This is a genomic window from Cellulosimicrobium sp. NPDC057127 (assembly GCF_042670945.1).
In the GTDB taxonomy this organism is placed as follows: domain Bacteria; phylum Actinomycetota; class Actinomycetes; order Actinomycetales; family Cellulomonadaceae; genus Cellulosimicrobium.
This window is the reverse complement of record NZ_JBHUUP010000006.1, coordinates 125,175-149,167: the sequence shown is the minus strand read 5'-3', so window position 1 is coordinate 149,167 and position 23,993 is coordinate 125,175. Positions and strand designations below refer to the sequence as shown.

Below are 23,993 nucleotides of genomic sequence, written 5' to 3'. Positions count from 1 at the left end.
CGGCCGTCGGCGGCGCGCCGACGGCCGCCCACGTCAGCGGTGCAGCGCCCGCCGCGCGAGGCGGTTGCCGAGGAGCTGGGCGAGCTGCACGATGACGATGATGACGACCACGGTGACCGCAACGACCGCCCAGTTGTAACGCTGGTAGCCGTAGACGATCGCGAAGTTGCCCAGCCCACCGCCACCGATGATTCCGGCGATCGCCGACATGTCGAGCACGGCGATGAACAGGAACGTGTATCCGAGGATCAGCGGCGCGAGCGCCTCGGGCACGAGCACCGTCGTGATGATGCGCCACGGCGACGCCCCCATCGCGCGCGCCGCCTCGACGACGCCCGGGTCGATGCCCACGAGGTTCTGCTCGACGATGCGCGACGTGCCGAACGCGGTCATGACCGACAGCGGGAAGATGAACGCCTCCGTACCGAGCGTCGTCCCGACCACCTGCAGCGTCACCGGCCCGAGCAGCGTCACGAAGATGATGAACGGGATCGGTCGCACGACGTTGACGAGCACGTTCAGCGTGCCGAACACCCACCGGTTGGCGAGCAGGTTGCCGGGCCGCGTCACGTAGAGCGCGAGGCCCAGCGCGAGTCCCGCGAGGCCACCGGTGAGCAGCGCCACCGTGACCATCTGCAGCGTCTGCCCGAACGACTCCCACAGGATCGGCCAGAGGGTGGACCAGTCGCGGTTCATGAGCGGCCTCCCAGCAGCGTGCGCGGGTCGTCGAGGGGGTGCGCCGCCGTCCCGAGGTCGACGACGTCGGCGTGCTGCGCGAGCGCGGTGAGGAACGGGGCGAGGCGGTCCTCGGGCGCGGCCAGCTCGACGGTGAGGGAGCCGAACGGGCGGTCCGCCACCTCGCTGATCCCGCCGAACACGACCGCGCCGTCGACCTCGTGCTCGCGCAGCAGCCGGAAGAGCTCGGTGCCCGTGCTGGCGCCCTCGCGCACGCCCACCGTGACGAGCCGTCCGGGGTGCCGTTCGCGCAGGCGCGCGAGCGCGTCGGGCGACGGGCGGTCGTGCAGCGCCGTGCCGACGAACCGCTGCGACGCGTCGGCCCGCGGGGCGGAGAAGACGTCGTAGACGTCGCCGACCTCGACGACCTTCCCGTGCTCCATGACGGCGACCCGGTGGCACGTCGAGCGCACGACGTCCATCTCGTGCGTGATGACGACGATGGTGATGCCGAGCTCGACGTTCACGCGCCGCAGGAGCGCGAGCACCTCGCGCGTGGTCTCCGGGTCGAGCGCGGACGTCGCCTCGTCCGCGAGCAGGATGGTCGGCGACGCGGCGAGCGCCCTGGCGATGCCGACGCGCTGCTTCTGGCCTCCGGAGAGCTGAGCCGGGTACGCCTTCGCCTTGTCGGCGAGCCCGACGAAGTCGAGCAGCTCGGCGACCCGCCGCTCGCGGTCGGCGCGCTTCCACCGCGCGACGCGCAGGGGGTAGCCGACGTTGCCGGCCACGGTCCGCGACGACAGCAGGTTGAACTGCTGGAAGATCATCCCGATGCGCGAGCGCACGTCACGCAGCCGACGCTCGGGCAGGCCGGTGATCGTCTCGCCGTCGATCACGACGTCGCCCTCGGTCGCCGTCTCGAGCGCGTTGACCAGCCGCACGAGCGTCGACTTGCCCGCACCGGAGTACCCGATGACGCCGAAGATCTCGCCGCTGCGCACGGCGAGCGACACGTCGTCGACGGCCCGCACGGCGCGCGCCCCGTCCCCGAAGGTCTTCGAGACCCCGCGCAGCTCGATGGCCGGGTGTGCGCCGTTCCCGCCGGGGCGCGCGTCGCCGTCCGTCACGTCGTCCGTCCTCTCCGGTCCGTCGTCAGGTCAGGCCGGGCAGGTCAGGACTGGCCGCGCAGGTCGGCCTCGATGCCGGCGAGGATCTCCTGGAGCTCCTCGGCCGAGTTGTCCTTGATGACCGCGGTCCCGCCGGACGCCTGCTCCTCGGCCTCGACGACCTCGGGCGAGTGCGAGATCTCGACGAGCTTCGCGAGGTCCTCGTCGTCGGCGTTCTCGGCGGTGGTCACCCAGACGTTGATGTACGGCTTGGCGGCGTCGGAGTCGGGGTCGTCCTCGAACAGCGCGTCCTCGGGCGTGAGCCCGGCGTCCTCGACGAAGTCGTTGTTGATGATCGACGCGTCGACCGACTGGAGCTGGATCGGCGTCTGCTCCGCGGCGACCGGCGTCACGGTGACCTTGGACGACGGGAGCACGTCGGCCTCGGTGGACAGTGAGCTGCCACCGTCCTTCAGCTCGACGAGGCCGGCCTCCTGGAGGACGAGGAGGGAGCGCGCGAGGTTCGTCGGGTCGTTCGGGATGGCGACCTGGCCCCCCTCGGGGATGGCGTCGAGCGAGTCGTGCTTCGTCGAGTAGAGCGCGAGCGGGTAGACGGCCGTCGCGCCGATGGGCTGGAGGTCGTCGCCGGAGTCCACGTTGTAGCCTGCGAGGAACTGCAGGTGCTGGAACTGGTTGACGTCGAGCTCGCCCTGCGAGACGGCGGGGTTCGCCTGCGTGTAGTCCTGGAGGTCGACGAGCTCGACGTCGAGGCCCTCGGCCTCGGCCTGCTCGGTGAACACGGCCCACTTGTCGTCGGACGCGCCGACGACGCCGATGCGGATCGGGCCGTCGTCCTCGCCGGCGGTGGAGCTCGAGCCCGCGTCGGAGCCCGAGCCGCACGCGGTGAGGGTCAGGGCGGCCGTCGCGGCGACCGCGGTCCAGGCGAGACGGGTGCGGGAGGTCGAGGAGAGCATGGGCGTTCCTTCCGGAAGGCGGCGGCGCGGGGTCGGCGCGGCCGGACGCAGGCAGGCCGCGTCGGGGGGGACGTTCGGAGGGGGCGCTTCCGGCGGGCCATCAGCCTCGCGGCGAGCAGGTGAGGAGCTGCCCGCGGGAGGCGGGCCGGGCTCGGAGGTGCAGGCGGTGCCTGCGGCGTACGACGGCGTGTGCGGTCAGCAGCCGCACATTCGCCCGGTGCGGTCGCCGCGACAGCGCCGCACGGCGACGCAGGAGGCTGCGCGCGGTGCCGCGGAGGCGGGCGAGTACCGGGTCATGCCGATCATGATGGGCACGGCCGGCCGCTCGACGCCAATCCGTGGACCGAGAATCCCAGCATCCGGACGATTCTTCGCCCGCATCCCGGACGAGCGACACGCAGGGCCAACGCCGGAGACACGAAGGACCCCTCGCGCACCCACCAGAGCTCACCTACCCTTGCTGCCTTCCGGCCCTGGGGGAGTTCGGCGAGATGATGCCGCACGAGGGGTCTGCACCCAGCCTAGCCCAGGACCCGCGCCCGCCCGAAACCCGGCCTCGGCAGCGGCGAACCGGCCGGCGATTCGGCCAGGACAGCGCGGTCTAGTATCCTCGTTGCGCTACCCCGGGTCGGCGTTCGACGTCATGCCGGCACGGAGGTGCACCAGGAGGATTCGCCTAGTGGCCTATGGCGCACGCTTGGAAAGCGTGTTGGGTTAACAGCCCTCGGGGGTTCGAATCCCCCATCCTCCGCAGGACCGAAGGGCTCGTCGCGCGCGACGGGCCCTTCGTCGTCCCGGTCGTCGGCGACCGTGGGGAGCGGGCAGGGCAGCGCGCACCCGCCGCTGAGGCCCGTCACACAGGTGCGACGGGCCTCGCGGGCGTCCCGACGGTCCGACGCGCCGGGACACGTGCGCCGGCGGTGCCACCGACGACCACCTCCCAGCCTACGGCCCCCAGGGCTTGCGCGGCAGTGGTCTGCCCCACCCAGTGTGTCGGGGGCCCGGATTGCCGCCCGCGACCCCTGGCGCGAGGGCTGAACGAGCGTTTAGCATGCTGAACGTGCGTTCAGCGAACGAAGGTCGCTCTGGGGCGTCCGGGCCGTCCCTCCCGCCGGAGGACCTCACCACCCGCGCCCGCATCCGGGACGCGGCGATCCTGCGCTTCGCCCGCGAAGGGTTCGGGGCGTCGGTACGCGCGATCGCGGCCGACGCCGACGTGAGCCCCGCGCTCGTCCTGCACCACTTCGGGTCCAAGGACGGCCTGCGCGCCGCGTGCGACGAGCACGTCCTCGCCACCGTGCGCAGCACCAAGCACGACGTCATGGCGGACGCGGCCGGGACGTCGCCGATGGGTGCCTGGTTCGCCCAGGTCGAGGAGTACGCCCCTGCGGTCGGCTACGCGCTGCGCAGCCTCCAGGCCGGCGGCACGCTCGCGCGCGCCTTCGTCGACCACATGGTGTCCGACGCCGTGGTGTACCTCCGCGAGGCCGTCGCCGCCGGCGTCCTGGTGCCCAGCCGCGACGAGGAGGCCCGCGCGCGGTACCTCGTGCTCAGCGCGATGGGCGCGCTCCTGCTGTCGCTGACGCTGGACCCGCCGGAGCACCCGGACGACCTCGCGGGGGCGACGCGGCGCTACGTCGACTCGGTCACGCTCCCGGCGCTGGAGCTCTACACCGACGGCCTCCTCGCCTCGCGCCGCATGCTCGACGAGTACCTGCTCTACGTCGGCGACCCGCCGGACGGCACGGACGCCGCCTCCGCGTGACCGGCGCGCGTCCCCTCGGCACGGACCTCCCAGCGGACGACAGACGAGAGACGAGACATGACCACCACGACCACCACGACCTCCGCGGTCCGGGCCCACGACGGCGTCCCCGCCGTCGAGGTCCACGACCTGCACAAGCGCTTCGGCACCGTGGCCGCCCTCGACGGGCTCGACCTGACGGTGCGCCAGGGCGAGGTCGCCGGGTTCCTCGGGCCGAACGGCTCCGGGAAGTCGACGACGATCCGCGTCCTGCTCGGCCTGCTGCGCCCCGACTCCGGGTCGGCGCGCCTGCTCGGCGGCGACCCCTGGGCGGACGCCGTCGCGCTCCACCGGCGCCTCGCGTACGTCCCGGGCGACGTGACGCTGTGGCCCAACCTCACCGGCGGCGAGGCGATCGACCTCCTGACGCGCCTGCGCGGCACGGTGGACCCCGGACGACGCGACCAGCTGCTCGAGCGCTTCGAGCTCGACCCGACGAAGAAGGCGCGCACGTACTCCAAGGGCAACCGGCAGAAGGTGGCGCTCGTCGCGGCGCTCGCGTCCGACGTCGAGCTGCTCGTGCTCGACGAGCCGACGTCGGGCCTCGACCCCCTCATGGAGGCGGTGTTCACCGAGTGCGTGCGCGAGGTGGTCGCCGAGGGTCGCTCGGTGCTGCTGTCGAGCCACATCCTGGCCGAGGTCGAGAAGCTGTGCGACACCGTGACGATCATCCGGGCCGGCCGCACCGTGCAGTCCGGCACGCTCGCGGAGCTGCGCCACCTCACGCGCTCGTCGGTCACGGTCGTGACCGAGCAGGACCCGTCCGGTCTCGGTCGGGTCGACGGCGTGCACGACGTCGTCGTCGAACGCACCTCGGACGGACCGCGTGCGCGCTTCACGGTCGACAACGACCGGATGCAGGCGCTCGTCGCGGCGCTCGGCGCCCACGACGTGCGGTCCCTGCACGTCGCGCCGCCCTCGCTGGAGGAGCTGTTCCTGCGCCACTACGGCGACGAGGTCGCCGGTCTCGACCGGGCGGGTGCGCGGTGACCGCGACGACCGCGCCGGTCGTGCCGCGCCCGGCCGGGCCGGCGCGAGGCGCCACGCTCACCGCCACCGGGACGCTGCTGCGGTTCGGGCTGCGCCGCGACCGCGTGCGCCTGCTGGTGTGGGTGGCGTCCGTCGCCCTGCTGTTCCTGTACGCCGCGACCGCGCTCGACGCGGTCTACCCCACCGCCGCCGACCGCCAGGTCCGCGCGCAGCTCGTGTCGAGCCCCGCCGCGATCATGATGTCCGGGCCCGGGTACGGGCTCGACGACTACACGCTCGGCGCGATGGTCGCGAACGAGTTCACGCTGTGGGCGGTCGTCGCGGTCGCCATCATGAACATCCTGCTCGTCGTGCGGCACACCCGCGCCGAGGAGGAGTCGGGCCGGTCCGAGCTCGTCCGCGCCGGCGTCGTCGGACGCCACGCCCCCGCGACGGCCGCGGTCCTGCTCGCGGTCGTCGCCGACGCGCTGGTCGCGGTGCTCACCGGCCTCGTGCTCGTCGCCGCAGGGCTCGCCGTCGTCGACTCGTTCGCGCTCGGCCTCGCCGTGGGCGTCACCGGCCTCGTGTTCGCGGCGGTCGCCGTCGTCACGAGCCAGCTCACCGAGCACGGACGGACGGCGTCGGGCCTCGCGCTCGCCGTCCTCGGCGTCGCGTACCTGCTGCGGGCGGTCGGCGACGTCGAGCAGACGCACGGCAGCTGGGTGTCCTGGCTCTCGCCGATCGCGTGGGGCCAGCAGCTGCGCGCGTTCGTGGACCTGCGGTGGTGGCCGCTCGCGCTCTCGCTCGCCCTGGTCGCGGTCCTGCTGCTCGCCGGGTCGGCCCTGGCCGCGCGGCGCGACGTCGGCGCGGGACTGTTCCCGGCGCGCGCCGGCCGGGCGCGGGCGCCGGAGAGCCTGCGCGGTCCGTTCGCGCTCGCGTGGCGGCAGCAGCGCGGCTCGGTCGTCGCCTGGGGTGCCGGCATCGGTCTCATGGCGTACGCGTCGGGCACCTTCGCCGACTCCGTGAGCAGCATGGTCGACGAGCTCGCCGCGACGAACCCGACCATCCTCGAGATCTTCGGCGAGGCCGACATGGTCGCGGGGTTCGTCGCGGTGATGACGGTCTTCCTCGCGCTCGCCGTCGGCGGCTTCGCGGTCGCGTCCGCGCAGCGGGCCCGCGCCGAGGAGAGCAGCGGCCGCGTCGAGCCCGTCCTCGCCACGGCGACGAGCCGCACCCGCTGGCTCGGCGGCCAGCTCGCCGTCACCGTGCTCGGCGTCGTCGTGCTCCTGCTCGTCGCCGGCGTCGCGCTCGGGCTCGGCGCGCTGTCCGTGGGAGTCACCGACCCGGGTGTCGGCGAGTACGTGCTGGTCGCGCTGGTCTACCTGCCCGCCGTGCTGGTGCTCGTCGGGCTCGTGTGGCTGTTCCTGGGATGGCGGCCGGGGCTCGGCGGCCTGGCGTGGGTCGTGCTGGTCTGGGCGTTCGTCGTCGGGATCTTCGGCGGCCTGCTCGACCTGCCCGGCGCCGTGAAGGGCGTCTCGCCGTACTGGCACGTGCCGCAGCTGCCCGCCGACGAGGTCGACGGCGTCGCCCTGGCGGTGCTGTCGGCCGTCGCCCTCGCGCTGCTCGTGCTCGGGTTCGTCGGCTTCCGACGCCGCGACGTCGCCTCGTCCTGAACCCGGTCCGGCTCGGGCGCCCGATCCCGCGTCGGACGCCGAGGGTCCCGGTCGTCGACCGGGACCCTCGGCGTGCCGCCGGTGCTGCTGGTGGGCTCAGCTGATCCGGCGACGGTAGACCGCGACGGCGCCCGCGTACGCGGCGAGGAGGATGCCGACGAGCCAGGCGAGCGCGACCCAGATGTCGCTGCCGACGGGCTGCTGCGCGAACAGGGCGCGGACCGTGTCGACGACGGCGGTCACCGGCTGGTTCTCGGCGAACCAGGCGACCGGGCCGGGCATCGAGTCGGTGGGCACGAACGCGGAGCTGATGAACGGCAGGAAGATGAGCGGGTAGCTGAACGCGCTCGCGCCGTCCACGGTCTTCGCCGACAGCCCGGCGATGACGGCGATCCACGTCAGGGCGAGCGTGAACAGGACGAGGATGCCCAGGACGCCCAGCCAGGCGCCCACGGAGGCCCCGGTGCGGAAGCCCATCAGCAGCGCGACGCCGACGACGACCGTCACCGAGGCGATCGTCGCGACGAGCGACGTGAGGACGTGCGCCCACAGCACGCTCGACCGCGAGATCGGCATGGACTGGAAGCGCTCGAAGATCCCGCCCTGCAGGTCGAGGAACAGCCGGTACGCGGTGTAGGCGACACCCGACGCGATGGTGATGAGCAGGATGCCGGGCAGCATGTAGTCCACGTAGGACTCCGCGGACCCGGTGTCGATGGCACCGCCGAACACGTAGACGAACAGCAGCATCAGCGCGATCGGGGTGACCGCGGTGGTGATGATCGTGTCGGGGCTGCGCAGGACGTGACGCAGCGAGCGGTCCGTGAGGGCGCCGGTGTCGGCGAGGACGTAGGTGGTCATCGGGGTTCCTCCCCTGCCGGGACCGAGCTGGCGCCACGGTCGGAGTGCGCGGAGTCTGCGGTGGTGGCGATCGTGGTGGTGGTGGCGGTCGTAGTGGTGGTGGCGGTCGTGGCGGCGCTGCCGGTGGCGCCGGACGGGCCCACGAGCGCGAGGAAGACGTCCTCCAGGGACGGCTGCTTCTCGACGTACTCGACCTGCGCGGGCGGCAGGAGCGCCTTGAGCTCGGCGAGGGTGCCGTCCTGGATGATCGTGCCCTGGTGCAGGATCGCGATGCGGTCCGCGAGCTGCTCGGCCTCGTCGAGGTACTGGGTGGTCAGGAGCACGGTCGTGCCGTTCGCGGCGAGCTCGCGCACGGTCTGCCACACCTCGATGCGCGCCTGGGGGTCCAGCCCCGTGGTCGGCTCGTCGAGCACGATGACCGGCGGGTTCCCGATGAGGCTCATCGCGATGTCGAGCCGGCGGCGCATGCCGCCGGAGTAGGTGCCGGCCCGGCGGTCGCCGGCGTCGGTGAGCGAGAAGCGGGCGAGCAGGTCGTCGGCGACCGCGGCGGGGTCCTCCAGGTGCCGCAGCTTCGCGACGAGCGCGAGGTTCTCCCGGCCGGTGAGGACCTCGTCCACGGCGGCGAACTGGCCGGTCAGGCTGATCGAGCGGCGTACGTCGCCCGACTGGGTGGCGACGTCGAACCCGTGCACCACGGCCGTGCCATCGTCGGCCTTCAGCAGCGTCGAGATGATCCGCACGAGCGTCGTCTTGCCCGCCCCGTTGGAGCCGAGCAACGCGTAGATGCTCCCCGCCGGCACGTCGAGGTCGACGCCGCGCAGCACGTGCAGGTCCTTGAACGACTTCTCCACACCCCGCACCCGGATCGCCGGCGCGAGGGACTGGTCGGTGGTCATGTCCGATCTCCGTTCTCGGGTGCGCGGCGTCTCGACGCCGGCGGCCCGGTCGATGGTGCAGGTGGTCAGGGACGGCGCAGGATGACGTCGCCGTACCCGGTGCTGGCGTGGATCTCGGCGGTGGCCTCGTCCTCGACGGGCCCCTCCGTGGGCGTGAGCTGGTTGCGCACGGTGCCGTGCTGCGAGGCGACGTCGAGCCAGGCGGCGGTGCCCTCGGGCACGCCCACCTCGATCGAGCCGTACGACGTGGTGAGCGAGACCGCGCCGGACTCGACCCGCTCGACGCGGATGCCGGCGTGGGCGGACCGCGCGGTGACGGTCCCGCCGACGCGCCCCACCGCGATGTCGCCGTGCGCACCGGCGACGGTGAGGGTCCCGGTGACGGACCCGACGGTCGTGGTCCCGTTGGACGCCTTCACGGTGGCGTCGCCCGAGAGCTCGGTGATGCGCACGGAGCCGGCGCTCGCCCGGACGTTCGCGGTGCCGGCGGCACGGCCCACGACGACTGACCCGGCCGACGCCTTGAGGTCGAGGCGGTCGGCCTCGTCGACGCGGGCGTCGCCGGCGCTCAGGGTGAGGTCGACCGTGCCGAGCCGACCCTCCGCCAGCAGCGAGCCCGTCTTGCCGCGCACGTCCGAGCCGGTGGGCAGCTCGACGGTGACGTTCGCGGTGCCGGAGGCGAACGGGAGCACGAACTGCTTCCAGGAGCCGGGGTAGGTGATCGTGACGGTGTCCCCGTCGCGCTCGACGCGCACGTCCTTGGCCGCGCGCACGCTGCCGGAGGACGAGGGGTCGGTGGGGAGCACGGTGACGACGACGTCGTCCCGGTCGCCGGCGACGACGTGCAGGTTGCCGAAGGGGACGTCCACGACGACGGGGACGGGCGCGGGGGCAGGGAACGAGGGCATGACGGTCTCCAGGAGTGTCGGTCCGGTGGTGCGGTGACTGCTGGCGGGTACGAGTGGTGCGAGCGATGGTGTCGCGTGGTGTCACTTGCGGTGCTGCGTGGTGCGCTCAGCGCACCCATCCGGTCAGGCGGGTGGCCCCGCGCTGGTCGGGGCGGGCCTGCGCGGCCGGGTGGCCGGTCGTCTGCTCGAGCGCCGAGGCGACAGCGCGCACGAGCCACGTGTTGACCGAGATGCCGTCGCGGGCGGCGGCGACCTCGACCTGCGCCTTGAGGTGGTCGGGCAGGCGCAGGGTGGTGCGGGTGGTGGCGGCCGCGTCGACGTCGGCCACGGGCGGTGCGGACGGCGCGGCGGGCGCCTGCCCGTACGCCGGGACGGGTTCCGCGGCGGCGTCGCCTGCGGCGGGCGCGGGAGGAGCTGCGACGACGAACTCCGGCTCGCCGCCGCGCAGCCGTACGTCGACCGAGCCGGGAGCGAGCTCCGCGGAGATCTCCCCCGCGGCCGCGGACAGCGCGTCGAGCAGGACGAGCCGGACGGCGGCGTCGAGCGGTGCGGTGAGCCGTCCGGCGAGCTGGCGGGCGTCGTCCCCCGCGGCGTCGGCCGCGGTGGTCAGACGGTGCTGGAGGTCGTCGACGTACCGGTTCAGGTCCATGACGCCACTATGACACCATCAATGGTGTCATTGCAAGGGCCTTGCGACACCATTCCGACATCGCGCGGCGCCACCGCAGCCGGGCATCTTCCGACCGGGCTGGACGCCACCCAGATGTTAGCGACTAACATACGAGGATGGACGACCTTCTCCCCTCCCCTCCGGCACGCCGCCTGCGCACGCGCGCCGCCCTCGTCGCCAGCGCCCTCGACCTCTTCGAGAGCCAGGGGTACGAGGCGACGTCCGTGGCGCAGGTGGCGGCCGCCGCCGGCGTCACCGAGATGACCTTCTTCCGCCACTTCGGCGCGAAGGAGCGCGTCGTCCTCGACGACCCCTACGACCCGGTGCTCGTCGCGGCGGTCGCCGCGCAGCCGCGAGGGCGGACGCCGCTCGAGCGCACCGTCGGCGGGCTGCGCGCCGCGTGGCGCGACATCCCCGCGGAGGCGGTGGAGGTCGTGCGTCGCCGCACGCGCGTCGTAGCACGCACGCCCGCGCTGCGCGGAGCCGTCTGGCAGAACAACGCGCGCACGGAGGACGCGGTGGTCGACCGTCTGGTCGAGGACGGGTGCGACCCGCTCGACGCCCGTGCGGCCGTGGGGGCGACGCTCGCGGCGCTCACCGCCGCGCTGCTCCACTGGGCGTCGTCCCAGGACGACGAGCTGGCGGACGTGCTCGACCGGGCCCTCGCCGTCCTGGTCCCCCGCGACGACGCCGGAGCGCGCGGCGCCGACCCGCAGGAGGCGGGTGAGCGGGATGCGTGAGACCGCGCGCAGGGGGCCGCTGGGCGCGACCGGCGAGGCGACGCAGGACCGGCCCGTGGTGCGCGCCGTCGCGCTCGCCCGCGCGTTCGGCGACGTCCCCGCCGTCCGCGGCGTCGACCTCGAGGTGCGCCCCGGGGAGGTGCACGCCCTCGTGGGGCTCAACGGCGCCGGCAAGTCCACGCTCATGCGGCTCCTCGTGGGGCTGCTGCGCCCCGACGCGGGCACCGCCGAGCTGTGGGGCGTGCCCGCGTGGGGGGCGCCCGGGCACGTGCGCGCCCGCGTGGGCCACGCCGGTGGGGCGCTCCCCTACGGCGAGCTCACCGTGCGCGAGAACCTGCGTGCGTCCGCCCGGCTGCACGGGTGCGCCCCCGCCGAGGCGACCCGGCGCGCGGACGCGCTCGTCGAACGGCTCGCGCTCGACCGCTGGGCGTCACGGCGCGCCCGCACGCTCTCGGACGGGAACCGGCAGCGGCTCGCCGTCGCCGCCGCGCTCGTGCACGACCCGGCGCTGCTCGTGCTCGACGAGCCGACCCGCACGCTCGACCCGGCGGGCGTCATCGAGGTCCGGGAGGCCGTGCTGGCGGGTGCGGCGGCCGGGGCGGCCGTCCTGGTCTCCAGCCACCACCTCGACGAGGTGGCGCGCGTCGCCTCCACCATCCACGTCGTCCACGACGGGCGGGTCGTCGGCACGCTGCCCCCGGACGGCGTGGACCTCGAGCGGCAGTTCTTCCGCACGGTCCACGCGGCGGTGGCGCCGTGAGCGCCGCCCTCGGCGTGGAGCTGCTCACGCTGGCGCGGTCGACCGTCGTGCGCGTCGCGACGGCCGTCCTCGTGCTCGTGGTGCCGGCGGTCGCCGTCGGGCTCGCCGCCGCGGCGCACCTCGACGGCGACAGCACCCTGGCCCTCAAGGTCCGCCCGATGGTGCCCGGCACGGGCTGGGACGCCGTCACGGGTGCCGCCGGGCAGGTGCTGACCGTCGCGGCCCTGCTCACCACGGGGTTCGTCGTCAGCCGGGCGTTCGGGCGCGAGCTCTCCGAGGGCACCGTCGAACCGCTGCTCATGAGCCGCACGTCGCGCGCCGGGCTCGCGTCGGCGAAGCTCGCCGTCGTCGCCGCCTGGGCCGTCGCCGCGTGCCTCGCCGCCGCGGTGGTCGTCGTCCTGCTGGGCCTCGCGACGTCGCCCGGTGCCGGCTCCCCGTGGCCGGGTGCCGCACGGGCGGCGCTCGGCGGGGTGCTCGGCGCGCTGACCGCGCTGCCGTTCGGGCTGGTCGCCACCTGGGGCCGCGACGCCCTCGCCGGGGTGGGCGCGGTGGTCGGCGTCGTCGTGGTGACCCAGCTCGTCACCGTGCTCGGCTGGGGCGCGTGGTTCCCGTGGGCGGTCCCGGGCCTGTGGCTCGGCATGGGCGGACCCGGCGTCCAGGTCTCGGGCGCCCAGCTCGCGACCGTGCCCCTGGTCGCCGCGGCCGGCTGGGCGGCCACGGCGTGGTGGTGGCACCGGGCGGAGCTGACCGCGCGCTGACGGCGTGGCGGGTCGGGCCGGCAGCGGGCCCGGACCGGGCGTCAGGATCCCGTCAAGATCGCCGGACGGGCCCCGCAGGTCGGGTAGACCGGTGGTGTGCGCCTGCCCGCCGTCCTCCGGCCGCCCGCCCCGCGACGCCCGCCGGCCTCGTCGACGGCGAGCCGCCCCGGCCGCCTCGTCGTGGCGGGGTTCGCCGTCACCGTCGCGATCGGCACCCTCCTGCTCGTGCTGCCGGTCTCCGCGTCCGGCCGCTCCGCGACGGTCGTCGAGGCGTTGTTCACCGCGACGTCGGCGGTGTGCGTGACCGGGCTGGCCGTGGTCGACACGGGCACGTTCTGGAGCCCGTTCGGGCAGGCGGTCGTCCTCGCCCTCATCCAGGTCGGCGGCTTCGGCGTGATGACGGCGGCCTCGCTCCTCGGCCTGCTCCTGTCCCGGCGCCTCGACCTGCGCACGCGCCTCGTCGCCGCCGCGTCCACGCGCAGCATCGGGCTCGGCGACGTGCGGTCGGTCCTGGTCGGCGTCGTGCGGGTCACGCTCGTCGTGGAGGGGGTCGTCGCGCTGCTCGTCACCGCCCGGCTCGTCGTCGGGTACGACGTCGACTTCTGGAGCGCGCTGTGGCAGGGCGTGTTCCACGCCGTCTCGGCGTTCAACAACGCCGGTTTCGCGCTGTACCCGGACTCGTTGATCGGGTTCGTCGGCGACCCGTGGATGTGCCTGCCGCTGTGCGCGGCGGTCGTGGTCGGCGGGATCGGGTTCCCCGTCCTGTTCGAGCTCTACCGACGGCGTGCGCGCCCGTCCCGCTGGAGCCTGCACTCCAAGCTCACCGTCGTCACGAGCGCCGTCCTGCTCGCGGGCGGCACCCTGTTCTTCCTCGCCACCGAGTGGGCCAACCCGCGCACGCTGGGTGGGCTCGGCGTCGGCGAGCGCCTGCTCGCCGGACTCACCCAGTCGGTGATGGCGCGCACGGCCGGCTTCAACTCGCTCGACACGTCCGCCATGAACAGCGGGACGTGGCTCGGCACCGACGTGCTCATGTTCGTGGGCGGGGGCAGCGCCGGGACCGCCGGTGGCATCAAGGTGGTGACGTTCGCCGTGCTGGCGTTCGTCATCTGGTCCGAGCTGCGCGGCGACCCGGACGTCACCGCGTTCGACCGGCGCGTCTCGCCCGCCACGCAGCGCCAGGCCGTGAGCGTCGCGCTGCTCGGCGTGGCCGCGGTGCTGGCCCCGACGCTCGTCATCACGGCCACGTCGCCCCACGGGCTGGACCGCGTCCTGTTCGAGGTGACGTCGGCGTTCTCGACCACCGGCCTGTCGACGGGTATCACCGCCGACCTCGCCGTGCCGCACCAGCTCGTGCTCGTCGGTCTGATGTTCCTCGGCCGGCTCGGCCCGATCACGTTCGGCACCGCGCTCGCGCTGCGCGCACGGCCGCGGCTCTACCGGCGCCCGGAGAGCGCGGCCGTCATCGGCTGACGCCCGAGCGGCACGGGGACGCCGATGCTCCCTGGTGGCCGGCGGCTCAGGGCTCGAAGCGGTAGCCCATGCCCGGCGTCGTGAGGAGGTGGCGCGGGCTCGCCGGGTCCGGCTCGAGCTTGCGGCGGAGCTGGGCCACGTACACGCGCAGGTAGTGGGTGTCGCGCGTGGCCGTCGGGCCCCACACCTCGCGCAGCATCTGCTCGCGCCCGACGACCCGCCCCTGGTGGCGCACGAGCAGCTCGAGCAGCGCCCACTCCGTCGGCGTGAGCCGCACCGCCGCGCCGTCGCGCGTGACCTCGCGCCGTGCCAGGTCGACGCGCAGGTCGCCCGCGTCGACCACCGGCTCGTCGACACCGGGCTCGTGCGCGGCCCGGCGCACCGCGGCGCGCAGCCGCGCCATGAGCTCGGGCATGGCGAAGGGCTTCGTCACGTAGTCGTCGGCCCCGGCGTCGAGGGCGTCCACCTTGTCGTCGCCGAGCTGGCGCGCGGACAGCACGATGATCGGCACGCGGCTCCACCCGCGCACCGCGGTGATGACGTCGAGTCCGCTCGTGTCCGGGAGCCCGAGGTCGAGCAGCACGACGTCGGGGTGCGCCGTCGCGGCGGCGTCGATGCCCTCCCGCCCCGTCGCGGCCGTCGTCACGTCCCACCCGTGGACGCGCAGCGTGATCGCCATGGCGCGCAGCAGGCCCGGGTCGTCGTCGACGACCAGCACCCTGTTCCCGCCCGTGTCCCCACCGCGCCCCGTACCGGTCACCGCTCCCCCTCCGCCGTCGTCCTGCCCGGCGCCGTGGCCGGCACCGCACTCTCCGGCCCGACCTCCGGGACCGTTCGCTCCGCGACCGGCACGGTGAGGACCATCGTCAGCCCTCCGCCCGGCGTGTCCTCGGGCACGATCGTCGCCCCGACGGCGCGCGCGAAGCCCTGCGCCACCGCCAGACCGAGGCCCACGCCGCTGCCGCTCGCGTCCCCGAGCCGCTGGAACGGCTCGAACATCCGCGCGCGGGCGCTCTCGGGCAGACCCGGCCCGCGGTCGACGACCCGCAGCTCGACGCCGTCGCGCGTCGCCGACGCGCTGACGCGCACGTCGCCCGGCGAGAAGCGCACGGCGTTGGCGACGACGTTCGCCAGCACGCGCTCCAGCAGCCCCGGGTCGGTCCGCACGAGCGGCAGGTCCTCCGGGAGGTCGAGCGCGACCCGCCCGCTCGGGTCGAGCGTCGGCTCGAGGGCGGAGTCGACCGCGGGCGGCACGACCTCGTCGAGCGAGACGGTGCGCAGCGTGGGCACGACGGCGCCCGTCTGGAGGCGCGACAGGTCGAGCAGGTTGTCGATGAGCTGCTCGAGCCGCCCCGTCGCCGTCGCGACGGTCTCCACGAGAGCCTCCTCGTCGGCGGGCGCGAGCACCACGTCGGGGGCCCGCAGACCGTCCACGGCGGTGCGGATGACGGCGAGCGGGGTCCGCAGGTCGTGCGACACGGCGGCCAGGAGCGCGGTCCGGGTCGCGTCCGCCTCGGCGAGCACCGCCGCCCGCGCCGCCTGCTCGCGCAGGCGCCGGTACTCCAGGACGATGCCGGCCTGTGCCGCGAACGCGTCGAGCACCCGCCGGTCCCCCGCGGGCAGGGGGCGCCCCTCGAGGACGAGGCGCCGGTCGTCGTCGACGCGCACGAGCGTGCGCGTCCCGTCGTCCGTCCGTTCGCGCGCGGACGGACCGGCGGCCGTGCGCGCCGCGCGGGCGGGGTCGGCCGCCCGACCCCGGTCGGCCTCGGCGATCACGGTCCACGATCCGTCGGGCCCGTCGTCGGACCGCTCCTCGAGGACGGCACGGCGCACGGCGAAGGTCTCGGCGAGCCGTGAGACCACCGCGTCCGCCGTGTCCTCGCCCGCGAGCACGGAGCGCGACAGGGCGGCGAGCGTCGACGCCTCCGCCCCGGCGCGGGCAGCCTGGACCGACCGGCGCGCCCCGAGGTCGACGACGGAGGCCACGGCGACCGCGACGAGCACGAACAGCAGCAGCGCGAGGAGGTTCTCCGGGTCGGCCACGGTGAGCAGCCCGGTCGGTTCCGTGAAGAACCAGTTGATGCACAGGAACGACACGACGGCGCACGCGAGCGCCGGCCACATGCCGCCCACGAGCGCGACGCCCACGGTGAGCGCGAGGAACACGAGCACCTGCGTGGGCAGCCCCACGAGCTCGTCGGTGCCGTCGAACAGCAGCGTCAGCAGCGCGGGTGCGGTGGGCGCGAGCACCCAGCCGGCGACGCGGCGCCTGAGCGACAGCGGGCTCAGCGCCCGCCGTGACACACGTCCCGTCCGGGCGCGCTCGTGCGTGACGAGGTGGACGTCGAGCGAGCCCGCGAGACGGGCGATCTCCGTGCTCGTGGACCCGAGGAGGGCCTCGCGCCACCGCGAGTGCCGGGACACGCCGACGACGACCATCGTCGCGTTGACGCCGCGCGCGAAGTCGACGACGGCCGTCGGCACGTCCTCGCCGACGACGGTGTGGAAGGTGCCGCCGAGGGACTCGACGAGCTCGCGGTCCGCCGCGAGCGCGGCGGGCGGCGTCGTGGGCAGGCCGTCGGTCGCGAGGACGTGCACGGCGAGCAGCTCCGAGCCCGCGGCGCGCTCGGCGATGCGCGCGCCGCGGCGCAGCAGCGTCGCGCTCTCCGGCCCGCCGGTGAGCGCGACGACGACGCGTTCGCGCGCGGGCCACGTGCCCGCGATCGCGTGGTCGGCCCGGTAGCGGGTGAGGGCGTCGTCGACGCGGTCGGCCAGCCAGAGCAGCGCGAGCTCGCGCAGCGCCGTGAGGTTGCCCTCGCGGAAGTACGACGAGAGTGACGCGTCGACCTGCTCGGCGCGGTACACGTTGCCGTGGGCCAGCCGGCGCCGCAGGGCCTGCGGGGGCAGGTCGACGAGCTGGATCTGGTCGGCGTCGCGCACCACGCGGTCGGGCACGGTCTCCCGCTGGCGCACGCCCGTGATGGCCTCGACGTCCTCCGTGAGCGACTCCAGGTGCTGCACGTTGACGGTCGTGACGACGTCTACGCCGGCGGCGAGCAGGTCGTGCACGTCCTGCCAGCGCTTGGCCTGGCGGGACCCGGGGGCGTTGGTGTGCGCCAGCTCGTCGACGAGGGCGACGTCGGGGCGGCGGGCGAGGACGGCGTCGACGTCGAGCTCGGTGAGCTCGACACCGCGGTGGCGGACCGCGCGCCGCGGCACGACCTCGAGGTCCCCGACCTTCGCCGCGGTCGCGGCGCGGCCGTGCGTCTCGACGAGTCCCACGACGACGTCGGTGCCGCGCGACCGGCGCCGCAGGGCCTCGTCGAGCATCGCGTACGTCTTGCCGACGCCGGGCGCGGCGCCGAGGTACACCGTGAGGCGCCCCCGGCGTCGCGACGTCTCAGCGTTCATGCGTGCAGTCCACCACGTCCACGACGGCACCGGGGGTCAGGAGGCGTCGTCGGACATGTCGAGCCGCTCGATCGCGAGGTTGAGGGCGAGCACGTTCACCCGCGGGTCCCCGAGCACCCCGAGCACGCGGCCTGCCGACTCCTGCTCGACGAGCGCGCGCACCTGCGTCACGTCGAGGCCCCGCGCCTCGGCGACCCGGGCGACCTGCTGGTCGGCGTACGCGGGCGAGACGTGCGGGTCCAGCCCCGACGCGGACGCGGTGAGCGCGTCCGGCGGGACGCTCGCGGGGTCGACGCCGTCCGCAGCCGCCACCGCGGCCCGGCGCTCCTCGATGGTGCCCACGAGCTCCGGGCTGCTCGGGCCGAGGTTCGACCCGCCGGAGGCCAGGGTGTCATAGCCCTCGCCTGCCGGGGACGGGCGCCCGTGGAACCACTGCGGGTCCGTGCCGGGCTCGCCGAAGGACTGGCCGACGAGGGCCGAGCCGACGACCGGGGCGCCGTCCGCACCCGCGTCGTCGACCGACGTCGCGCGCGTGCCGTCGGAGCGCACGAGCGAGCCGTTCGCCTGCCACGGGACGGCGACCTGCCCGACCGCGAGCACCGCGAGCGGGTACAGGCCACCGAGGAGCAGGGTCATGAGGAGCAGGACGCGCAGGCCGGCGAGCGCGTGCCGGGTGAGGGGGACGACGCCGCTCCCGGACGAGGGTGTCGTCGCGGCGAGGGGGCCGCCGGGGCGGCCGGACGTGCTGGGCATGGGGTTCCTTCTCGACGAGGTCGGTGACAGCGGGGCGCGGCGGCTCAGAAGCCGGGCAGGAGGGAGACGAGCAGGTCGACGAGCTTGATGCCGACGAACGGGGCGACCAGCCCGCCGACCCCGTAGACGAGGAGGTTGCGCCGCAGGAGCACGGACGCGGACGCCGGGCGGTACCGCACCCCGCGCAGCGCGAGCGGGACGAGCACGACGATGATCAGCGCGTTGAAGACCACCGCCGAGAGGATCGCCGACTGCGGGCTCGACAGGTGCATGACGTCGAGCGCGCCGAGGGCCGGGAACACCCCCGCGAACATCGCGGGCAGGATCGCGACGTACTTCGCCACGTCGTTCGCGACGGAGAACGTGGTCAGCGCGCCCCGCGTGATGAGCAGCTGCTTGCCGACCTCGACGATCTCCAGGAGCTTGGTGGGGTCGGAGTCGAGGTCGACCATGTTCCCCGCCTCCTTCGCGGCGGTGGTCCCGCTGTTCATCGCGACACCGACGTCCGACTGCGCGAGCGCCGGCGCGTCGTTCGTGCCGTCGCCGGCCATCGCGACGAGGCGCCCGCCCTCCTGCTCGCGCCGGATCAGAGCGAGCTTGTCCTCGGGCGTGGCCTCCGCCAGGACGTCGTCGACCCCGGCCTCGGCCGCGATCGCCCGCGCGGTCACCGCGTTGTCGCCCGTGACCATGACGGTGCGGATGCCCATGGCACGCAGCTGGTCGAAGCGCTCGCGCAGACCGTCCTTGACGACGTCCTGGAGGCGGACGACGCCCAGCACGCGGGCGGGGCCGTCGCCGACCTGCTCGGCGACGACGAGCGGCGTCCCGCCCTGGGAGCTCACCGCCTCGACGTGCGCGGCGAGCTCGTCGGCGACGGAGCCCTCGACCGCCCCGCCGGTCGACGCGACCCAGCGCTGCACGGCGCTCCCGGCGCCCTTGCGCAGGCGCCGCGGGGCGTGCGCACCGTCCGGACCGGTCGAGCCGGCGAGGTCGACGCCGGACATGCGGGTGTGCGCGGTGAACGGGACGGGCGTGGCGCCCCTCTCCGGCTGCCGAACCCCGGGTTGCGCGTCACGCGGACCGTCTTCTGCCACGTGATCCAGGGTTCGGCGAGACGCTTCGGCCGACGCTTCGACCGACGCGGCGCCCGACGCGGCGCCCGACGCGGCGCCGCCGAGCCCCGGGTGCTCGCGGTCGACGAGGGCGACGATGCTGCGCCCCTCGGGCGTCTCGTCCGCGAGCGACGCGAGCCGCGCGGCGGCGGCGAGCGCGTCCGGCGTCACCCCGTCGACGGGCAGGACCTCCGTCGCGAACCGGTTGCCGTGCGTGATGGTGCCCGTCTTGTCCAGCAGGAGGACGTCGACGTCGCCCGCGGCCTCGACCGCCCGGCCGGACATGGCGAGCACGTTGCGCCGCACGAGCCGGTCCATGCCGGCGATGCCGATCGCGGACAGCAACGCGCCGATCGTCGTCGGGACGAGGCACACGAGGAGCGCGACGAGCACGACCAACGGCTGCTCCGCACCGGAGTAGGCCGCGAACGGCTGGAGCGTCGCCACGGCGAGCACGAAGACGATCGTCAGGGACGTGAGGAGCACGTTGAGCGCGATCTCGTTCGGCGTGCGCTGGCGTTCGCTGCCCTCGACGAGCGCGATCATGCGGTCGACGAACGTCCGGCCGGCGGGAGCGGTGATGCGCACGACGATCCGGTCGGACAGGACGACGGTTCCGCCCGTCACCGCGGACCGGTCTCCGCCCGACTCGCGGACCACCGGGGCGGACTCGCCGGTGATCGCCGACTCGTCGACCGACGCGACGCCCTCGACGACGTCGCCGTCGCCCGGGACGGTCTCCCCCGCCTCGACCACGACCAGGTCCCCGACCTCCAGGCACGAGGACGCGACCTCGACCGCGGGCAGCGCGTGCAGCGCCGTGCCGCGCGCGAGGGCGTCCGCCGGCGCCTCGAGCCGGCGCGCCGTCGTGGCCTCCTGCGTGGCGCGCAGGCTCGCCGCCTGCGCGGTCCCCCGCGACTCGGCGACCGACTCGGCGAGGGTCGCGAACAGGACCGTCGCCCACAGCCACCCGGAGATCGAGATCGAGAACAGGCCCGGGTCGAACGCCGCGAGGACCGTCGTCGCGACGGCGCCGAGCTCGACGACGAACAGCACCGGCGAGCGGTACAGCTCGCGCGGGTCGAGCTTGCGCAGCGCGGCGGGCAGGGCGGCCCGCGTCTGGGCCCAGGTCAGCGCGCGGACCGCGCCGTCGAGGCCACGGGCACCGCCGGGACGACGGTCGCCGTCGTCGGGAGGGGCGGGCGTGGCGCCGGGACGAGGGGGGACGGAGACGAGCGACGTGCTCATGACAGGGACTCCACGACAGGGCCGAGGGACAGGACGGGAAGGAAGGTGAGGCCGACGACGACGAGCGCCACGGTGCCGAGCAGCCCGACGAAGAGCGGCTGGTGGGTCGGGAGCGTCCCGGCGGACGGCGGGACCGCCCGTTGCGACGCGAGCCGGCCCGCGAGCGCCAGGACGAGCGCGATGGGCACGAAGCGGCCGACGAGCATCGCGAGGCCGAGGAGCGTGTTGTAGTACGGCGTGCCGGTGGCCAGCCCCGCGAACGCGGAGCCGTTGTTGTTCCCGGCGGACGCGAAGGCGTACAGGACCTCGGACAACCCGTGCGGGCCGCTCTCCTGCTGGCCCGCCAGCCCGGCGGGCAGCACGACGGACAGCGCCGTGCCGACGAGGACGACCGCGGGCGTCGTGAGGACGTACAGGGCGACCAGCGTGATCTCCTGGCGACCGATCTTCTTGCCGAGGTACTCGGGCGTGCGGCCGACCATGAGGCCGGCGAGGAACACCGCGACGACGGCGAGCACGAGCATCCCGTAGAGACCCGCTCCCACCCCTCCCGGCGCGATCTCGCCGAGCAGCATCATGAACAGGACCACTCCCCCGCCCGGCGCGGTGAACGAGTCGTGCATGGCGTTGACCGCGCCGGTCGACGTACCCGTGGTCGCGGTCGCGAACAGGGCGCTCGCGGCGAGACCGAACCGGGTCTCCTTGCCCTCCGTCGCGACACCGGCGGCCTGGGGCGCGGCGCCAGGGCCGGCGAGCTCGGCCCACGTCACGAGGGCCAGCGCGACGACGAACAACCCCGCCATCGCCCCGAGGACGGCCCAGCCCTGCCGACGGTCGCCGACCATGAGGCCGAACGTGCGCGGCAGCGTGAACGGGACGAGGAGCAGCAGGAAGACCTCGAACAGGTTCGTGAACGGGTTCGGGTTCTCCAGCGGGTGGGCGGAGTTCGCGTTGAAGAACCCGCCGCCGTTCGTCCCGAGCTCCTTGATGGCCTCCTGGGAGGCGACCGGCCCGCCGAGCACGTGCTGGGTGCCCCCGGCGAGCGTCTCGACCGCCGAGTGGGAGCCCAGGTTCTGGATGACGCCGTTCGCCAGGAGGACGAGCGCCGCGACGAAGGCCAGCGGCAGCAGGATCCGGACGACCGACCGGGTGAGGTCGGACCAGAAGTTGCCGACCCGCGCGTCGGTCCCCGAGCGGGAGAACCCGCGGACGAGCGCGATCGCGACGGACATGCCGACGGCGGCCGACACGAAGTTCTGCACGGCGAAGCCGGCCATCTGCAGGAGGTGCCCCGCGGCGGCCTCGCCCGAGTACCACTGCCAGTTCGTGTTCGTCACGAAGGAGACGGCGGAGTTCCAGGCACCGGCGGGGTCGAGGCCCGTGAGTCCCAGGTCGAGCGGCAGGTGCTCCTGCAGGCGGCCGAGCCCGTACAGCACGAGGACCGACGCGAGGGAGAAGCCCAGCAGGGAGAGCAGATACGTGCTCCACGTCTGCTCGGCGTCGGGGTCTACGCGCGCTACCCGGTACCCCACGCGCTCGACCCGCAGGTGCCTCGGCGAGGTGTAGACCAGCGCCATGTACGCGCCCAGGGGCACGTGCACCGCGGCGAGCGCGGCGACGAGCAGGGCGACCTGGCCGACGGCGGCCCACACGGTCACCGGGTCGACGGCCGACGGCATGCCGGCGCTCACCGGGCGCGGTCGCTGCGCAGCAGCGCGACGAAGAGATACCCCAGCACGCCGACGACGGCGCCGAGGGCGATCCAGTCCAGCAGCATCACCGAGCACCCCCCGACGAGCCGTGACGACGCGCGACGAGCGCGACGGTGGCGAAGAACGCCACCGTGAGGAGGAGGTAGGCCACGTCGGCCATGGGAGGACGCCTTCTCGACGGCGGGCGGGCGACCCGCGGGTGCGGTGCCGACCGGTGCACCGGTCGGTGCACGGTCCCGTTCTACGGCCGTCCGGACACCTCGCGGTGGCCTCCTGACGGATCCCTGACGCCCCGCACCGCATCCCTGACGGCATCCTGACCCGGGTCGACGACACGGCGCCCCGGCGAGCAGAAACCGGGCGAGCCGTGGGTCGATCGTGACCGACTCGTGACCCCCGTGCCGGGGATGCGGCGCGCCTCGCCGTCGGGCATCTAGGATGTCCCGCATGATCTTCAAGGCCGTCGGGGACGGGCGCCCGTACCCGGACCACGGGAGGGTGACCGCCCAGGACTGGGCCGAGGTGCCCCCGCGTCAGGTGCGCCTGGACGAGCTGGTGACCACCAAGCGCACGCTGCACCTGGACGCCCTGCTCGCCGAGGACTCGACCTTCTTCGGCGACCTGTTCGCCCACGTGGTGGAGTACGACGGCGTGCTCTATCTCGAGGACGGGCTGCACCGGGCGGTCCGTGCCGCGCTCCAGCAGCGCGCGATCCTGCACGCCCGCGTGCTGACCCTCCGATGACGCCCCCGTCGGGTAGGTTGCAGCCGTGACCACCCAGCCCGATCAGGCCCGCTCCGTGCGCCGCCGGCGCATGCACGAGCGCCAGGCCGTCGTCTTCGGGCTCCTCATCGCGGCGCTCGCCGTCACCGGGCTCGGCGCGCTCGCGGTGTACACCGGCGCGATCGAGTCGCCGTTCGACCGCCCGTTCACCGCGCCGCAGGAGACGAACCCGCTGGCGGACGTGCCGGTGGCGTGCGTGCCCGACGGCGCGCTGCCCGTCCCGTCGGGCGACGTCCACGTCACGGTCCTCAACGCGTCCGGCACGAGCGAGCCGCTCGCCGGTCTCAACGAGGACGTGCTCGTCGAGCGCGGCTTCGCCGTGGACGCGATCGGCAACGCCCCGGACCTGGACGGCGACGGCCGGGCCGACGTCATGGAACGCACCCAGATCCACTTCGGTGCGGCCGGGATCCCCGCGGCGTACACCCTCGCGGCCCACTACGCCGAGCCCGGCCTCGTCCTCGACGCCCGTGAGGACGCGACGGTCACCCTCTACATCGGCGAGGACTTCGAGGACTTCGTGGACCCCGAGCTCGTCGGGATCGCGGCCGACGTGCCGCTCGAGAGCCGCGAAGGCTGCGTGCCCGCCGCGGAGATCACACCCCGCCCGCTGCCCGTCGCGCCCGCCGAGGCCGGCGAGGAGGCTGCGGCGCAGGGCTGACGCCGTCGCCCGCCTGGATCCCCCACGTCGCGAACGGTGGTGATGC

At 74.5% G+C, this 23,993-nt stretch carries 22 protein-coding genes, 1 tRNA gene and 1 other RNA gene; 10 read left to right on the top strand and 14 right to left on the bottom strand.

All coding sequences use genetic code 11. From position 1 onward, the window contains the following. Positions 1-33: 33 nt before the first annotated feature. From ACFTZA_RS08115 to ffs, 4 genes are all read right to left on the bottom strand, one after another. Entirely contained in the window at positions 34-696 is a 663-nt protein-coding gene (locus tag ACFTZA_RS08115) for a methionine ABC transporter permease (RefSeq protein WP_378192648.1), read from the bottom strand. After that, complete coding sequence (locus tag ACFTZA_RS08110; RefSeq protein WP_378192646.1) at positions 693-1,802, bottom strand: methionine ABC transporter ATP-binding protein; 1,110 nt, start codon at positions 1,800-1,802, stop codon at positions 693-695. The genes ACFTZA_RS08115 and ACFTZA_RS08110 overlap by 4 nt, the downstream gene beginning before the upstream one ends. Before the next feature lie 44 nt (positions 1,803-1,846). Beyond that, complete coding sequence (locus ACFTZA_RS08105; protein ID WP_378192644.1) at positions 1,847-2,755, bottom strand: MetQ/NlpA family ABC transporter substrate-binding protein; 909 nt, start codon at positions 2,753-2,755, stop codon at positions 1,847-1,849. A gap of 417 nt (positions 2,756-3,172) precedes the next feature. Further along, positions 3,173-3,269, bottom strand: an RNA gene (gene ffs / locus ACFTZA_RS08100) — signal recognition particle sRNA small type. A gap of 151 nt (positions 3,270-3,420) precedes the next feature. On the opposite strand from ffs, the gene ACFTZA_RS08095 reads away from it, so the two are divergent. The 4 genes from ACFTZA_RS08095 to ACFTZA_RS08080 all read left to right on the top strand — a co-directional run bounded on the left by ACFTZA_RS08095 (position 3,421) and on the right by ACFTZA_RS08080 (position 7,201). After that, positions 3,421-3,506, top strand: a tRNA-Ser gene (locus tag ACFTZA_RS08095). A 300-nt stretch (positions 3,507-3,806) separates the two neighbouring features. Beyond that, a complete protein-coding gene (locus tag ACFTZA_RS08090; RefSeq protein ID WP_378192641.1) occupies positions 3,807-4,520 on the top strand; it encodes a TetR family transcriptional regulator in 714 nt (237 codons plus the stop codon). Between the two features lie 57 nt (positions 4,521-4,577). Further along, entirely contained in the window at positions 4,578-5,549 is a 972-nt protein-coding gene (locus ACFTZA_RS08085; RefSeq protein WP_378192639.1) for an ATP-binding cassette domain-containing protein, read from the top strand. Beyond that, entirely contained in the window at positions 5,546-7,201 is a 1,656-nt protein-coding gene (locus ACFTZA_RS08080; RefSeq protein WP_378192637.1) for an ABC transporter permease, read from the top strand. The genes ACFTZA_RS08085 and ACFTZA_RS08080 overlap by 4 nt, the downstream gene beginning before the upstream one ends. A gap of 96 nt (positions 7,202-7,297) precedes the next feature. On the opposite strand, the gene ACFTZA_RS08075 is transcribed toward ACFTZA_RS08080, so the two are convergent. From ACFTZA_RS08075 to ACFTZA_RS08060, 4 genes are all read right to left on the bottom strand, one after another. Further along, positions 7,298-8,062: an ABC transporter permease gene (locus ACFTZA_RS08075; protein ID WP_378192635.1), complete on the bottom strand. Its 765-nt coding sequence runs from the start codon at positions 8,060-8,062 to the stop codon at positions 7,298-7,300. Beyond that, the gene (locus tag ACFTZA_RS08070; RefSeq protein WP_378192633.1) at positions 8,059-8,958 is read right to left on the bottom strand and encodes an ABC transporter ATP-binding protein; all 900 of its coding nucleotides are present in this window, start codon (positions 8,956-8,958) and stop codon (positions 8,059-8,061) included. The genes ACFTZA_RS08075 and ACFTZA_RS08070 overlap by 4 nt, the downstream gene beginning before the upstream one ends. 65 nt (positions 8,959-9,023) lie before the next feature. Continuing rightward, the gene (locus ACFTZA_RS08065) at positions 9,024-9,866 is read right to left on the bottom strand and encodes a DUF4097 domain-containing protein (protein ID WP_378192631.1); all 843 of its coding nucleotides are present in this window, start codon (positions 9,864-9,866) and stop codon (positions 9,024-9,026) included. 106 nt (positions 9,867-9,972) lie between these two features. After that, the gene (locus ACFTZA_RS08060) at positions 9,973-10,515 is read right to left on the bottom strand and encodes a toxin-antitoxin system HicB family antitoxin (RefSeq protein WP_378192629.1); all 543 of its coding nucleotides are present in this window, start codon (positions 10,513-10,515) and stop codon (positions 9,973-9,975) included. A gap of 137 nt (positions 10,516-10,652) precedes the next feature. Between ACFTZA_RS08060 and ACFTZA_RS08055 the strand changes: the two genes are divergently transcribed. The 4 genes from ACFTZA_RS08055 (at position 10,653) to ACFTZA_RS08040 (ending at position 14,267) form a co-directional block, all read left to right on the top strand. Then, the gene (locus ACFTZA_RS08055; RefSeq protein ID WP_378192627.1) at positions 10,653-11,276 is read left to right on the top strand and encodes a TetR family transcriptional regulator; all 624 of its coding nucleotides are present in this window, start codon (positions 10,653-10,655) and stop codon (positions 11,274-11,276) included. Then, positions 11,269-12,036 carry an ABC transporter ATP-binding protein gene (locus ACFTZA_RS08050; RefSeq protein WP_378192625.1) on the top strand — a complete coding sequence of 256 codons (768 nt, stop codon included), beginning with the start codon at positions 11,269-11,271 and terminating at the stop codon, positions 12,034-12,036. Before ACFTZA_RS08055 ends, ACFTZA_RS08050 begins: the two co-directional genes overlap by 8 nt. Next, a complete protein-coding gene (locus tag ACFTZA_RS08045; protein ID WP_378192623.1) occupies positions 12,033-12,794 on the top strand; it encodes an ABC transporter permease in 762 nt (253 codons plus the stop codon). The genes ACFTZA_RS08050 and ACFTZA_RS08045 overlap by 4 nt, the downstream gene beginning before the upstream one ends. Before the next feature lie 96 nt (positions 12,795-12,890). After that, the gene (locus ACFTZA_RS08040) at positions 12,891-14,267 is read left to right on the top strand and encodes a TrkH family potassium uptake protein (RefSeq protein ID WP_378192621.1); all 1,377 of its coding nucleotides are present in this window, start codon (positions 12,891-12,893) and stop codon (positions 14,265-14,267) included. 46 nt (positions 14,268-14,313) lie between these two features. On the opposite strand, the gene ACFTZA_RS08035 is transcribed toward ACFTZA_RS08040, so the two are convergent. Genes ACFTZA_RS08035 through ACFTZA_RS08010 form a run of 6 tightly spaced genes read right to left on the bottom strand, consistent with a single transcriptional unit; the run spans position 14,314 to position 22,568 of the window. Next, the gene (locus ACFTZA_RS08035) at positions 14,314-15,027 is read right to left on the bottom strand and encodes a response regulator (RefSeq protein WP_378192619.1); all 714 of its coding nucleotides are present in this window, start codon (positions 15,025-15,027) and stop codon (positions 14,314-14,316) included. Further along, positions 15,024-17,678 carry a DUF4118 domain-containing protein gene (locus ACFTZA_RS08030; RefSeq protein ID WP_378192617.1) on the bottom strand — a complete coding sequence of 885 codons (2,655 nt, stop codon included), beginning with the start codon at positions 17,676-17,678 and terminating at the stop codon, positions 15,024-15,026. Before ACFTZA_RS08030 ends, ACFTZA_RS08035 begins: the two co-directional genes overlap by 4 nt. A gap of 36 nt (positions 17,679-17,714) precedes the next feature. Next, positions 17,715-18,431 (bottom strand): potassium-transporting ATPase subunit KdpC, encoded by a 717-nt coding sequence (gene kdpC / locus ACFTZA_RS08025; protein ID WP_378192615.1) that lies wholly within the window; start codon positions 18,429-18,431, stop codon positions 17,715-17,717. A gap of 44 nt (positions 18,432-18,475) precedes the next feature. After that, positions 18,476-20,791: a potassium-transporting ATPase subunit KdpB gene (gene kdpB / locus ACFTZA_RS08020; RefSeq protein ID WP_378192613.1), complete on the bottom strand. Its 2,316-nt coding sequence runs from the start codon at positions 20,789-20,791 to the stop codon at positions 18,476-18,478. Beyond that, complete coding sequence (kdpA, locus tag ACFTZA_RS08015) at positions 20,788-22,449, bottom strand: potassium-transporting ATPase subunit KdpA (protein WP_378192850.1); 1,662 nt, start codon at positions 22,447-22,449, stop codon at positions 20,788-20,790. Before kdpA ends, kdpB begins: the two co-directional genes overlap by 4 nt. A gap of 29 nt (positions 22,450-22,478) precedes the next feature. Further along, positions 22,479-22,568 carry a potassium-transporting ATPase subunit F gene (locus ACFTZA_RS08010; RefSeq protein ID WP_139122888.1) on the bottom strand — a complete coding sequence of 30 codons (90 nt, stop codon included), beginning with the start codon at positions 22,566-22,568 and terminating at the stop codon, positions 22,479-22,481. Positions 22,569-22,950: 382 nt separating this feature from the next. Here ACFTZA_RS08010 and ACFTZA_RS08005 point away from each other — a divergent pair, with 382 nt between their 5' ends. Continuing rightward, complete coding sequence (locus ACFTZA_RS08005; RefSeq protein ID WP_378192611.1) at positions 22,951-23,247, top strand: type II toxin-antitoxin system VapB family antitoxin; 297 nt, start codon at positions 22,951-22,953, stop codon at positions 23,245-23,247. A gap of 25 nt (positions 23,248-23,272) precedes the next feature. After that, positions 23,273-23,947, top strand: a complete 675-nt coding sequence (locus ACFTZA_RS08000) for a LytR C-terminal domain-containing protein (protein ID WP_378192609.1) — start codon at positions 23,273-23,275, stop codon at positions 23,945-23,947. The last annotated feature ends 46 nt before the right edge of the window (positions 23,948-23,993 follow it).